This window comes from Streptomyces sp. NPDC030840, assembly GCF_055572015.1.
In genome coordinates this window covers 12,628-25,036 of sequence record NZ_JBVIEE010000008.1, presented here as the reverse complement: position 1 = coordinate 25,036, position 12,409 = coordinate 12,628, and the positions used below count along the sequence as shown (strand labels likewise).

The following is a 12,409-nucleotide window of genomic DNA, read 5'->3' as shown; positions in this document are numbered from 1 at the left end:
GCGCCGGGGTGCGGAGGACCTGGCGACCGGCGCGGGAGGCACGTGTTCGTCGGGAGGTCTGCCCCGCGCCTCGGATCCGCGTATCCGTGGCACGAAGGCGCCCCTGTCACGCTGTTCCCGACCGCCCGCCGTGGCTGTTTGGCTTGACCGGCAGCGCACACAGCCCAGCCGCACACACCGTCACCAGGGTGCCGTCATGGCCTCCCGCTCCCCGGAACCCGTCTTCGACCTCCACCGCATCCGCGACCTCCGCCCCTCCCGGCGCCGCGGGACGCGCCGGCCGGCGCGGTAACCGCCCAGGGAGACCGCCAAGCCTTGTCCGTGGTTCTGCCGCGGCGCGGCCCTCGTCCACGAACGCCCCGTCACTCGCTCTCGAACGCCACGGCTGTGCCCGCTCATGTCCGCATCTCAGCACCTCCGCGTCTCCGCATGTCCGCTCACGTAACGGAAGGGAATGTGTCCGCACCGGAGAGCTCCCCGGCAGGCGCCACCGAGGAGCAGCACTTCACCAGCCTCAGTACCGAGGCGGCGCGTCAGCTCGCCACGACCACCAAGTCCGCACCCCAGATGCAGGCCATCACCTCGCGATGGCTGCTCAAGATGCTGCCGTGGGTGGACGTCAGGGGCGGCGTCTACCGGGTCAACCGCCGTCTTCGGCTGCGGGTCGGCCGGGGGCGGGTGCAGTTCGACCAGAACGGCGCCGACGACATCAGGGTGATCCCCGAGACGCTGACCGAACTGCCGTCTCTGCGCGGGTACTCCGACATGGCGGCCCTGCGGGAGATGTCGGCGAGGTTCCGGGTGCGGGCGCGGTGGGGGCAGTGTCGTGGCCCACCTGCGGTACGGCTGCCACGCCGACGGCGTCACGATCTCCCGGAAGCAGGCGGACTTCGCGGGCGAGCAGGCCCGCAAGCGCGGTATCGACGACCAGGTGCTACCACCACCGCAACATGCTCGACACGGGCCTCGAGTCCGGCGCGTACGCGGCGTCCTGGAACAACGAGTCGACCATGTACGTGGAGCTCGACCTGCCGTTCGCCGAGCACGCGCGGCTGCTGCGCCGCGGCGGACGCTATGTGACGATCACCGGCTGCTACAACGACGCCTACGGGCGTGCCTCACGCGAGGTGTCCCTCATCAACGCGCACTACATCTGCGACATCCACCCGCGCTCGGAGTACTTCCGCGCCATGGCCCGCAACCGCCTCGTCCCTGTCCACGTCGAGGACCTGACCGCCGCGACGGTTCCTTACTGGGAGCTGCGCAAGCAGGCCGGCCACCTGGTCACGGACATCGAGGACACCTTCCTGAGCGCCTATGGGAACGGCAGTTTCCAGTACCTGCTGATCGTCGCCGACCGCGTCTGATTCCGCCGGGCGGCTCCGCACGTCCGCCGTGCCGGCGTCGTCCCCGGCTGCACCGGCACGGCGACGGCGCGGCGGACGGCATGACGCTGTGTATCCGGTTCCGCAGAGGGAGAGCACGGTCGCGCGTGCACGGGTGGGCCGTTTTGATGCGGTTCGTCTGAGAATATGCACACTCGGGAGGAGCTTTGGGCGGTGACCACCCAGTCTTAACGCAAGCTTGACGCCATCGTGGGCCTCATCCACAGGCCCATGCGTCACTCTCCGCTTACGCTGGTGGGCGCCGTCCGGGTGACGGCCGTACCCGCACCGAGCCGCACCTCAGGAGAGCCCGCCGATGGCCACCACCGAACACCCGCCGCCGAGCCGGTTGCGGACGTGGATGCTCGAAGGCCTCTCCGACATGGCGGGGAACCAGCAGGGACCGCATGCCCAGCCCGAGGCCGCGCACAAGGGCCAACGGTGGTGGCGCGTGATGTGCCTGACCGGTGTCGACTACTTCTCCACCCTCGGCTACCAGCCGGGCATCGCCGCCCTGGCGGCCGGCCTGCTCTCGCCGGTGGCCACCATCGTGCTGGTGATCGTCACTCTGGCGGGCGCGCTGCCCGTCTACCGACGGGTGGCCGAGGAGAGCCCGCACGGGCAGGGCTCGATCTCGATGCTGGAACGGCTGCTCACGTTCTGGAAGGGCAAGCTGTTCGTCCTCACCCTGCTCGGGTTCGCCGCGACCGACTTCCTGATCACCATCACCCTGTCCGCGGCCGACGCCTCCACGCACCTGGTGGAGAACCCCCATCTCACCGGTGTGCTGCACGACAAGCAGATGCTCATCACCCTGGTCCTGGTCGCACTGCTGGGCGCGGTGTTCCTCAAGGGCTTCCTGGAGGCGATCGGCGTCGCCGTCGTACTCGTGGGCGCCTACCTCGGACTCAACGCAGTCGTCGTGGTGACGGGGCTCTGGCACGTGGCGAGCGAGGGTCATGTGGTCACGGACTGGTCCTCCGCCCTCACCGCCGAGCACGGGAACGTTTTTGCAATGGTCGGGGTGGCCCTGCTGGTCTTCCCGAAGCTGGCGCTCGGCCTGTCCGGGTTCGAGACCGGCGTGGCCGTGATGCCGCACGTCCAGGGCGACCCCGCCGACACGGAGGAGAAGCCGACCGGACGGATCCGCGACACCAGGAAGCTCCTGACGGCCGCCGCCGTGATCATGAGCGTGTTCCTGATCACCACGAGCTTCATCACCACCCTGCTCATCCCGGAGAAGGAGTTCGAGTCCGGCGGCGACGCCAACGGCCGTGCCCTCGCGTATCTCGCGCACGAGTACCTGGGCAACACGTTCGGCACCGCCTACGACATCGCGACGATCGCCATCCTCTGGTTCGCCGGTGCCTCCGCGATGGCCGGGCTGCTGAACCTGATGCCGCGCTACCTGCCCCGCTACGGCATGGCGCCGCACTGGGCCCGCGCCGTGCGCCCCATGGTGATCGTCTTCACCCTGATCGGCTTCCTCGTCACCTGGATCTTCGACGCGGACGTGGACGCACAGGGCGGCGCCTACGCCACGGGGGTGCTGGTCCTGATCTCCTCGGCGGCCATCGCCGTGACGATCGCCGCGCGCAAGGCCCGTCAGCGGGGCTGGACCATCGCCTTCGCCGTCATCTCCGCCGTGTTCCTCTACACCACGGTCCTCAACGTCATCGAGCGCCCCGACGGCGTGAAGATCGGCGCCTGCTTCATCGCCGGTATCATCCTCGTCTCCCTGCTCTCCCGGCTCGCCCGCGCCTTCGAGCTCCGTGTCACCGGCGTCGAACTGGACGACATGGCACAGCGCTTCGTCCGGGACGTCGCCAGCCGCAGGATCCGGTTCATCGCCAACGAGCCGGACAACAGGGACATCGCCGAGTACCGCGACAAGATCGAGCAGATCCGTCAGGACAACGACCTTCCCGAGCAGGAGGACTTCGTCTTCGTCGAGGTCACCGTCACCGACCCCTCCGAGTTCGAGGCGGGCCTCGCCGTGCGCGGCGAGGTCCTGCACGGCCGCTACCGGGTCCTGACCCTGGAGAGCTCCTCGATCCCGAACGGACTGGCGGCCCTGCTCCTCCACGTCCGTGACACCACCGGCCGGATCCCGCACATCTACTTCGAGTGGACCGAGGGCAGCCCCTTCGCCAACTTCCTCCGCTTCTTCCTCTTCGGTCAGGGCGAGGTCGCGCCCGTCACCCGGGAGGTCCTCCGCGAGGCCGAGCCCGACCGCTCGCGCCGGCCCCGCGTCCACGTGGGGTGAGGATCAGCGGCTGACGACGGTACGCGGACGCGCCGTGTGCGACGTGCGTGCCCTCAGCGCCGCGGGGATGCGGTCGAGCACGGGAAACGGGACCAGGCCGTAGTGGTAGAAGTCGACGGCGTCCGCGCCACCGGGGCCGGTGGCCGCAGCCGTCTTCTCGGCCAGGGCCTCGGCGGAGTCCGTGTCCGGGGCTCCTGGCCGTAGTACGGCCCGCAGCGTGCAGCCGTCCGGCAGGGCGGTGCGGTAGGCGACCGTGTCGGCCGCGACGCGGGCGGGGTCGCGGGCGTAGGCGAGCAGGCCGTAGCCGGGGACGACGGCGCCGACCGCCGCCGGGTCGACGCCGATCCGCCAGGCCTCGTCCGCCGCGAGCGGCCCGGCCGGGAGGCCGTCCGCGTAGCCCTTGACCGCGCCGGTCAGATCGAGGAAGACCAGCCGGGAGCCCTCGGCCGCCACGGCGTCCGCCACCGTCGCGGCGAGCGAGGTGACCGTGTCACTGCGGGTGCGCGCGTACGCGGCGACCGCGTCCCCCGACTCCCCCGCCTTCTCGGCCAGTTCGGCGAGGGTGAGGGGGCCGGGCAGCCGGTCGCCACCGTCCAGGAGCCGTCCCACGGTGCGTGTGGCCGCGGCGCGCGCCGCGGCGGCGTCGACTCCGGCGGTCTCGGCGCGGTCGGTGCAGTGCGGGCAGAAGCACAGGCCCAGCAGGAACTCCTCGACCGGGCCGAGGGGCACGAAGCTGCGCTCGTGGTGGTAGCCGTGGCCGAACGTACCGAAGTGCAGTGACTCGGCCACCACCGCGTCCACGCCCTGGCGGGCCACCGACCGGGCCAGTGCGACGGCGTACGCCCGTACGTCCGGGTGGGCGGGGCACAGGTCGGCGGGGGCGGCCCGGTCGCCGAAGCAGTTCTCCTGGGTGACGCCGGGGTGGGCGAGGCCGAGGGTCGTGTTGTGCAGGAAGACCGTCCAGCCGTGCAGGGCTGCGCCCCGTTCGGCGGTGCGCAGGCGCAGTTCGCGGAGGGGTTCGAGGTCCGCGCCGGGTTGCACCGGCGGGACCAGCCGCGCGCCCTCGAAGAGCTCGGCCGGCGGCGGGAAGTGGATGCCGTCCCGGCGCAGGGTGACCCGGGCCGGCCCGTGCGGGGTGACGTCACGGGCCCGGTGGTAGGCGGCGGCGACGGTGAGGGTGTCGCAGCCGTACGTGCCGATGACCCGGTCGAGGACGGGCTCCACGCCCTCCGCGCGCAGGTCCTCGACGAAGGTGTAGACGGAGGACGTGGACGGGGACGCCGTCCGGGGGCTCGTGGGCATGGCGCTCCTGTCGCGCTTCGATCCGGCTTCGGGTGTGTTCAGTCGGGGCGGGCTCCCGGGAGTCAGCGGCCGCCCGCCCGGTGCTGGCCGGCGTCCCGCGCCCGGGGAGCGCCGAGGACGTGGGAGATCTCCAGGCCGGTGCGGACGACCAGGGGGCCGACCTCGCGGACCCGGGCCGGGGTCATCCGGGTGGTGAGGCCCGAGACGCTGAGGGCGCCGACGGCCGCGTCGGTGTGGTCGAAGACGGGCGCGGCGACGCACCGTACCTCCGGCTCGTTCTCGCGGTCGTCGATGGCGTAGCCCTGGCGGCGGACCCGGTCGAGTTCGGCGCGCAGACGGTCGGGGTCGGTGACCGTGTGCTGGGTGACCGGCGGCATCCCGGCGGCCACGGCGGCGCGGAACGCGTCCTCCCCGTGCCAGGCGAGGATGGCCTTGCCGACGGCGGTGCGGTAGGCGGGGACGCGGCTGCCGATGCGGGAGGCCATGCGCACGTTGGTCTCGTTCTCGACCTTGTCGATGTAGACCACGTCCGGCGGTTCGTACACCACCAGGTGGCAGGTCTCCCCCACCGCGTGCTGGAGGAGGCGCAGCGGTTCCGCGGCGACGGCGCGCAGGTCGAGGGAGGAGAGGTAGGACTGGCCGAGCCGCAGGGTGCCGTGGCCGAGGCGGAACCAGCCGGTCTCGCGGTCGCGGAAGAGCAGGTCACTCTCCATGAGGGGTGTGGTGAGCCGCAGCACCGTGCTCTTGTTGAGGCCGAGGTCCTCCGCGATCCGGGTCAGGGACACGCCGCGGCCGGTACCGGTGCCGGCGTGGTCGCGTATGTACTCGAGGACGCTGAGGGCGCGGCGCAGGGAGGAGGCCTGGTTGCGGCGGGGCGGTGCGGTCATGTCGTGCTCCTCGCCATCACGGTGTGCTGATCGCCATCAGGTGGTGCTCCTCGGCAGCAGGCCGCGGGCGACGGTGTCGCGGGCCGCGTCCAGGTGCCGCCCCGCCCGGGCGAGGGATACCTCGTGGTGGCCGGGGAAGAGCGCGTCGATGTCGAACGTGGCCAGCCGGGTCAGGCTGTCCGCGTACTCGGGCACGCGGCAGTCGTGCAGATTCTGCAGGGAGACGCGGCCTCCGGTGAAGACGCAGTCACCGGAGAACAGGGCCCGGTAGGCGGGCGTGCGCAGGTGGTAGCAGAGGTGGCCGTCGGCGTGACCGGGGGTGGCGACGGCCCGGAGGACGACTCCGCCACCCAGGTCGATCTCGGTGCCGTCGGCCATGGGTTCGACGCTCGGGCAGGGCGGGAAGGCGTAGTCGTCCGGGTAGACCCCGGCGGCCCTGCCCTTGTCCACGCTGAGGCCGAGTTCGTCGCCCTCGGCGATCCAGCGCACGGCCTCCGCTCCGGCGAGCACGCGTAGTCCGGGCAGGTGCTCGGCGAGGGCGGCCGCCCCGCCCGCGTGGTCGGCGTGGCCATGGGTGAGGAGGAGGTGGTCCGGCTCGGTGTCGGCATTCCGCAGGATGGTATGGACCGACCTCCCGGCGCCGGCGTCCACGAGGACACTGCGGCGGCTGCCGCGTACGAGGTAGACATGACAGTCCAGCGGGTCGCTGAGATCGAAACCTGCGGCACCGCTGGCCACGAGAGTGACATGGTCGGTCAGCTGCACGTTGGCTCCCCGGGGCGGTCAAGATGCTTGTCCTGTCCGGTTGTCGAGCCGCTCTCGCCCTCCTGGAGCCGCTCCCCCGTCCCCCGGACCGCCGCGACGACGATCTTCGCAGCCAACTCCACCTCCGCCAACTCCACCGACTCCGCGGCCGCGTGGGCGTCGGTCACGGAACCGGGGCCGAACACCACCGAGGGGATGCCGGCGCGGGCCAGTTTGCTGGCGTCCGTGCCGAAGGGCATGCCCTGGACGGCGGAGGGACGGCCGTGAGCGGTGAGGGCCCGGCGCAGGGCGCTGACGACAGGGGTGCCGGGCGGGGTGTCCAGGGCCGGATCGACCGTGAAGGGCGGATCCGACTCGGCGCCGAGCGCGGCGAGTTCGGCGCGGTCCTGGTGCCAGACGGCGTCCGGGTCCTCACCTGGCAGCGTGCGGCGGTCGACGTCCGCCTCGCAGGTGCCGGGGATGGTGTTGGGCCCGGTGCCGCCCCGGATGCGGGTGACCGTGCGGGTCGCTGGGCCCAGCAGCGGGTGCGGGGCGACGGCCGGGGGTGTGGCGGCGAGGTGGGCGAGGACGGGGGCCATCAGGGAGATGGCGTTGACGGCGTCCTCGGGGCGCGAACTGTGCCCGGCCCGCCCGTGGGTGCGCACGGTGTACCGCACGACGCCCTTGTGGGCGGTGGCGGGGACCAGACCGGTGGGCTCGCCGACCAGCGCGCCGACGACCGGGCGGTCTCCCAGGGTGTCCAGCAGGTGCAGGACACCGCGGTAGGCGTGCTCCTCGTCGCAGACCCCGGCGAGGACGACCGTGTACGACGGCGGCTCGCCACGGGCGAGTTCGGCGGCGGCCAGCAGGAACGCGGCCAGCGGCCCCTTCGCGTCGCAGGCGCCCCGCCCGTACAGCCGGCCGCCGCTGATCTCGCCGTCGTGCGCGGGCACGGTCATGCCGGCCGTCTCGACCGTGTCGAGGTGCGTTTCGAGGAGGACGGCCGCCGCGCTGCGGCCGGGCACCACGGCGACCACGTTGGACCGCCCCGGCAGCACCTCGTGCAGCTCGGCGTGGACGCCGTGGCGAGCGAGCCAGTCGGACACGTACGCGGCGACCGCCGTCTCGCCCCCGTCACCGGCGGCGTCCCGGGGGTTGACGCTGGGGATGCGTACGAGGTCGCGCAGGAGCGGGGCGGCCTGGTCCCTCATGTGCGGCGCTCCCTCGCGTAGACCAGCAGCAGACCGATGATCAGGGTGCCGAGGACGACCTGGCGCAGGCCCTCCGAGAGGTTCCACGAGGTCAGCAGCGCGGTGAGCAGGGTGAGCAGCAGGGCGCCGCCGACCGTGCCGAGGAGGTGGCCGCGTCCGCCGAGGATGGAGGTGCCGCCGAGCACGACGGAGGCGATGGACAGCAGCTGGTAGGGGTTGCCCATGGTCAGCGAACTGGTGCCGGTGAAGCCGAGCAGCACCAGGCCCGCCAGGCCGGCGAGCAGGGCACAGGAGACGTACGCGGTGAACGCCGTGGCGCCGAGCGGTACGCCGGAGGCGCGGGCGGCGTCCTGGCCGGCGCCGAGCGCGAACGCGTACCGGCCCGTCCGGGACATGTGCAGCAGCCAGAAGGCGACGGCCGTGACGCCCAGCCACAGCACGAACGCCCAGGGGATGCCCAGCAGCCGGTTGTTGGCAGCTGAGTCCAGCAGCGGCACGTGCGCCGAGCTGGGCGATCCGTTCGTGTACACGAGCAACGCGCCGGAGAGGACCGTGCCGGTGGCGAGGGTCATCACCATCGGCGGCACCCGCAGCCACACCACACCGGCCGCGTTCACGGCGCCCACGAGCGCGCTCAGCGCGAGGGCCGCCGTGATGCCGGTCGCGCCGCCTCCCGTACCGGAGGCGACCTTGGCGCAGACGACCGCGGACAGGGCGACGACTCCGGACACCGACAGGTCGATGCCGCTCATCATGACGACCAGGGTCTGGCCGACGGCGACGATGCCGAGGAACGACGCGGTCTGCACGAGGTAGCGGAAGTTGGAGACGCTGTCGAAGCCGTGGGCGAAGAGGATCGCCGCGAGCCAGGTGACCGCGAGCACGCCGAACGCCCAGACGGGCCGGCTGCCGCGCAGCGCGGCCACTGACACAAGGCCGCTCATTCGGCCGCCTCCCTCGTGAGGTACGTCTTCAGGGCGAGCGCCACCACGAGGATCACTCCCTGCACGACGAGCTGGTAGAAGGGCGAGATGCCGGTGAACAGCAGCAGGTTGGTGAGCAGGCCGATGACCAGCGCGCCCAGGACCGTGCCGCGCATCCTGCCGACGCCGCCGAAGAAGCTGATGCCGCCGAGGACGGAGGCGGCGATGGAGTTGAGGGTGTAGGGCGTGCCGATCGTCGGGTCCGCCGAACCGGTCTGGATGGCGAGCCCGATCCCGGCGAGCCCGGTGAACGCGCCCGCCAGCGCGTAGCCGCCGATCTTCACCCCACGGGTGTGCAGTCCGCTGGCGTAGGCGCCGTGCTCGTTGCCGCCCACGGCGTAGAGGGCGAGCCCGTGCCGGGTGGTGCGCAGCAGCTTCCAGAGGGCGAGGGCGACGGCGACGGCGACCGCGGGCAGGGCGACGCCGTACCAGCCGTTGTTGTACGCCTCCACGAGCCCGCCCGGGACGTGCCCGCCGGGCTGTGGCAGGACGACGAGTGTGACACCGGTCCACAGGAACGACGCGGCGAGCGTCACGACGATCGGGGGCAGTCCGGCGTAGGCCACCAGGGTCCCGTTGACCGCGCCGGCCGCGACGGCCACGCACAGGGCGAGCACCAGGGCCGTCACCACGTCACCCGCGCTCCGCGCCTCGTAGGTGGCGAAGACGGCCATGGCGAGCCCGAGCACGGCCCCCAGCGAGAGGTCGATCCCGCCGAGCAGCATCACGGTCGTCTGCCCCGCCGCGGCCAGGATCAGCGGCAGGAACTGCGCGGACAGGATGGTGACCGAGGCGGGGGTGAGGAGGCTGGAGTCGTAGTGCTGGTAGGCGACGAGCAGCACCAGCAGCAGGGCGAGCAGCCCGAGGAGGTCCGTGTTGGCCCGGGCCGCGACAGTGATCCGCTCACGCATGGGTCACGCTCCCGGAGGGGTCGGGACGATCGCTGTCGTCGGTCGGGTGGACGAGTTCCTCGGCGAGCAGAACCGTTTTGTCACCGTCGGGGTCATCGCGAGGCGCATCGTCCTGCTCGTCGCTCTCCGTCGCCGTGCCCATCACGGAGGCCCGTACCAGGCGCTCTTCCGTCAGGGCCGGGCCCGAGAGGCGGTCCACGATCCTGCCCTCGTACAGGACGGCCACCTCGTCGCAGAGGCCTACGAGTTCCATGGTGTCTCCGGAGGTGACGAGGACCGCCAGCCCGTCGTCGGCGAGGCGGCGCAGGAGATGGTAGATCTCGCGTTTGGTGCCGATGTCGATGCCGCGGGTGGGTTCGGCGAGCAGGAGCACGCGGGGGCCGGTCGGCAGCCACTTGGCCAGGGCCACCTTCTGCTGGTTGCCGCCGGACAGCCGGCGGGCCTCCTGCGCCGGTGAGGCGGCCTTGATGCGCAGCCGCTCGGTCAGGTCGGCGACCAGCCGCGTCTCGGCCGTGCGGGAGACGGTGGTGAGCCGGCCCGCGGGGGCGAGGGTGCGCAGGCTGGGCAGGGCGAGGTTGTCGCGTACGCTGCGCGCGGTGTGCACGCCCTCGGTCTTGCGGTCCTCCGGGACGTACGCGACGCGGTGCCGGATCGCATCACGGGGTGAGGAGATCCGTACCTGCCGCCCGTCGATCGTGATCCGTCCCGTGTGCCGGGCCAGGCCGAACAGGGCGCGCAGCACTTCGCGCTGGCCCTGGCCCTGCAGTCCGCCGAGGCCGAGGATGCGGCCGGGTACGAGGTCCAGGTCGACGGAGGAGCAGGCTCGGGGGACGGTCAGGTCGCGTGCCTGGAGCAGGGGGGCGACGGGGTCGGCCACCGGGTCGGTGGCGGCCTTCTCGGGGAACAGGTCCGACAGTTCGCGGCCCACCATCAGGCGCACGATGTCGTCGTGGTCCGTCCGCTCCCGCTCCCGGGTCGCCATGACGGCCCCGTCCTTGAGGACGGTCAACCGGTCGCTGACCGCGAAGAGTTCGGCCATGCGGTGACTGACGAGGATCACGGAGCCGCCCTGGTCGCGCAGTTCGCGGACGACACGGAAGACGGCGCCCACCTGGTCCTCGTCGAGCGCCGAGGTGGCCTCGTCCAGGATGAGGAGGCGGGGCTCGCCCGCCAGCGCCTTGGCCAGTTCGACCAGTTGCTGACGGCCCAGCGGCAGGCGGCCGGCCCGGGTGCGCGGGTCGACGTCGAGGCCGACCCGCTCCAGCAGCGGCCGGGCCCGCGCGGCGAGGTCGCGGGTCCGCACCAGCCCGCGCCGGCTGGGCCAGGCGCCGAGGAAGACGTTCTCCGCGACGCTCTGGTGCGGGTTGAGGCTCAGCTCCTGGTGGACGGAGCCGATCCCGGCCGCCCGGGCGCGGTGCGGCGACCACGCCCGGGGTACGGGAGCGCCGTCGTGGACGACCCGGCCGGAGTCGGGCGCGAGGAGCCCGGTGACGAGGGAGAGCACGGTGGACTTGCCGGCGCCGTTCTCGCCGACGAGCGCCAGCACCTCGCCGGGCTCGACCGTGAAGCTCACCTCCTTGAGCACCTGGTTCCCCGCGAACGACTTCGACACCTGTTCCACGCTCAGCAGCGGTGCCATGGTCACAGGTCTCACTTACCGATGAGCTTGTCGATCTCGGACTGCGGAATGTCGTTGATGGGGTACGAGTCGTCCGGCTGGTCCGTCTTCACGTACTCGGCGAGGTTGTCGTCGGTGATCTCGGGCAGCGGGACGGTGACGTCCTGCGGCACCTTCACGCCCTCCTCCTTGGCGATGGCCGCCTCCAGGGCGATCACACCGAGGTAGTTGGGCTGGGCGGTGGCGATGGAGGAGAAGCCGTCCTTCTGCTTGGACTTCCACATCTTCAGGAAGCCGTTGTAGTTCTCACCGGTGATGGGGACGAGCTTCTTGTCCTGCTTGATCAAGGTCTGCAGCGCGGCGGCGGACAGCGCGCCTCCTTGCGAGAACACGCCGTCGATGTCCGGGTTCGCGGAGTAGGCGGAGGCGAAGGACTGAGCGGCGGGGGCGATGTTGTACTCGCTGTGCACATTGCTGACGATCTTGATGCCCGGGTACTTCTTGAAGACCGCCTCGGCACCGGCCCAGCGGTCCTCGCTGACGGCCACGCCGGCCGGGCCGTTCATGGCGATGATGCTGCCCTTGCCGTCCAGCTTCTTGGCCAGCCACTCGGCCATCATCGAACCCCAGGCCTTCTGGTCCGTGCCGACGCGGACGACCTTCTTGCTGGTCGGCAGCGAGTCGAACGCCACGACGGTGATGCCCGCGGACACGGCCTGTTCGAGCGCCGGGTTGAGCGCGGTGGCGGAGCCGGCGTCCACGAGGATCACGTCGTACTTCTGCTGGATCATGGCCCGGATCTGGGAGATCTGCTGCGAGGTGTCGCCGTTGGCGTTGAAGGTCTTGAACGAGGACACCTTGCCCGCCGACTTCAGCTTGTCGACGTCCGTCTGCAGCATCTTCAGGGTCTGCTGCATCCACGAGGGAGTCAGGTAGATGGTCGACCAGCCGACCTTGAGGTCCTTGGCGGCTGAGGCGCTCGCGCCGGCCTTGGCGCTGTCGCTGTCGTTGTCGGACTGGACGTTGCACGCGCTGACACCAACCAGCGCGCACAGGGATGCTGCCACTGCCACCACACCACGTACGGGGCGTGTGTTCATCG

Annotated in this window: 9 protein-coding genes and 2 pseudogenes; 3 read left to right on the top strand and 8 right to left on the bottom strand. The window is 71.6% G+C overall.

Annotation, left to right across the window (positions count from 1 at the left end):
* Positions 1–456: 456 nt before the first annotated feature.
* The 3 genes and pseudogenes from ACZ49J_RS19000 to ACZ49J_RS18990 form a co-directional block, all read left to right on the top strand.
* Positions 457–822: pseudogene (locus ACZ49J_RS19000) on the top strand (Crp/Fnr family transcriptional regulator); the annotation flags it as partial.
* A pseudogene (locus tag ACZ49J_RS18995) lies at positions 797–1,367 on the top strand (SAM-dependent methyltransferase); the annotation flags it as partial. The pseudogenes ACZ49J_RS19000 and ACZ49J_RS18995, both read left to right, overlap by 26 nt.
* A gap of 334 nt (positions 1,368–1,701) precedes the next feature.
* The gene (locus tag ACZ49J_RS18990; RefSeq protein ID WP_467449356.1) at positions 1,702–3,651 is read left to right on the top strand and encodes an APC family permease; all 1,950 of its coding nucleotides are present in this window, start codon (positions 1,702–1,704) and stop codon (positions 3,649–3,651) included.
* 3 nt (positions 3,652–3,654) lie between these two features.
* Here ACZ49J_RS18990 and ACZ49J_RS18985 read toward each other — a convergent pair whose 3' ends face one another.
* From ACZ49J_RS18985 to ACZ49J_RS18950, 8 genes are all read right to left on the bottom strand, one after another.
* Entirely contained in the window at positions 3,655–4,953 is a 1,299-nt protein-coding gene (locus ACZ49J_RS18985; RefSeq protein ID WP_467449354.1) for a hypothetical protein, read from the bottom strand.
* 62 nt (positions 4,954–5,015) lie between these two features.
* Positions 5,016–5,840 (bottom strand): IclR family transcriptional regulator, encoded by an 825-nt coding sequence (locus ACZ49J_RS18980; protein WP_467449353.1) that lies wholly within the window; start codon positions 5,838–5,840, stop codon positions 5,016–5,018.
* Positions 5,841–5,876: 36 nt separating this feature from the next.
* Positions 5,877–6,605, bottom strand: a complete 729-nt coding sequence (locus tag ACZ49J_RS18975; protein ID WP_467449351.1) for an MBL fold metallo-hydrolase — start codon at positions 6,603–6,605, stop codon at positions 5,877–5,879.
* Entirely contained in the window at positions 6,596–7,795 is a 1,200-nt protein-coding gene (locus tag ACZ49J_RS18970) for a M20 family metallopeptidase (RefSeq protein ID WP_467449350.1), read from the bottom strand. The genes ACZ49J_RS18975 and ACZ49J_RS18970 overlap by 10 nt, the downstream gene beginning before the upstream one ends.
* Entirely contained in the window at positions 7,792–8,739 is a 948-nt protein-coding gene (locus ACZ49J_RS18965) for an ABC transporter permease (RefSeq protein WP_467449349.1), read from the bottom strand. The genes ACZ49J_RS18970 and ACZ49J_RS18965 overlap by 4 nt, the downstream gene beginning before the upstream one ends.
* Complete coding sequence (locus ACZ49J_RS18960; RefSeq protein ID WP_467449348.1) at positions 8,736–9,689, bottom strand: ABC transporter permease; 954 nt, start codon at positions 9,687–9,689, stop codon at positions 8,736–8,738. Before ACZ49J_RS18960 ends, ACZ49J_RS18965 begins: the two co-directional genes overlap by 4 nt.
* Positions 9,682–11,343, bottom strand: a complete 1,662-nt coding sequence (locus tag ACZ49J_RS18955; protein ID WP_467449347.1) for a sugar ABC transporter ATP-binding protein — start codon at positions 11,341–11,343, stop codon at positions 9,682–9,684. Before ACZ49J_RS18955 ends, ACZ49J_RS18960 begins: the two co-directional genes overlap by 8 nt.
* Positions 11,340–12,407 (bottom strand): substrate-binding domain-containing protein, encoded by a 1,068-nt coding sequence (locus ACZ49J_RS18950; RefSeq protein WP_467449345.1) that lies wholly within the window; start codon positions 12,405–12,407, stop codon positions 11,340–11,342. Before ACZ49J_RS18950 ends, ACZ49J_RS18955 begins: the two co-directional genes overlap by 4 nt.
* Positions 12,408–12,409 lie beyond the last annotated feature (2 nt).